This window comes from Cellulomonas sp. P4_H12 (genome assembly GCF_056400905.1).
Genome location: NZ_JBFUKJ010000132.1, coordinates 1 through 554, shown reverse-complemented (window position 1 = coordinate 554; position 554 = coordinate 1). Strand labels below are relative to the sequence as shown.

Sequence of the window (554 nt, the reverse complement as noted above, 5' to 3'; positions counted from 1 at the left end):
CCCCATCCTCGAAGGACCGACACCGACGGGAGACTTCGCGTTGACCAGTGCGACCGAGGAATCCGAGCTCACACCTACGACCCGGCAACTGGCGGCACTCGCCGTTCCCGCGGTCGCCGTCGGCGTGGGCTGTGCGTTGATGCTGATCGGGCTCAGCGTGCTCGCCAACAAGCTCCAGCGACTGCTGTGGACGACACTGCCCGACTGGGTCGGCGTGTCCGGCGCATCCGGCTGGTGGGCGTTCGGCACGCTGACCGTCGTCGGCTTTGTGGTCGGTCTCGTGGTCTGGAAGATGCCCGGTCACGCCGGACCTGACCCCGCAACCACCGGCCTCGTCGCGAAACCGCTTGCACCGTCTGCTCTCCCAAGCCTCGCGCTGGTGCTGGTGATCGGGCTGGCCGGCGGCGTCAGCCTCGGCCCCGAGAACCCGATCATCGCGATCAACACCGCCCTGACCGTGTGGATCGTCGGGCGCCTGTGGAAGCGGGTGCCCACGGAGGTCGCGGTGATGCTCGCGGCAGCCGCCACCATCGGGGCCATGTTCGGCACCCCCG

The 554-nt window shown here is 69.3% G+C and carries 1 pseudogene; it reads left to right on the top strand.

What is annotated here, in order from left to right:
* Positions 1-554, top strand: a pseudogene (locus AC1DQC_RS20160) (ion channel protein); the annotation flags it as partial.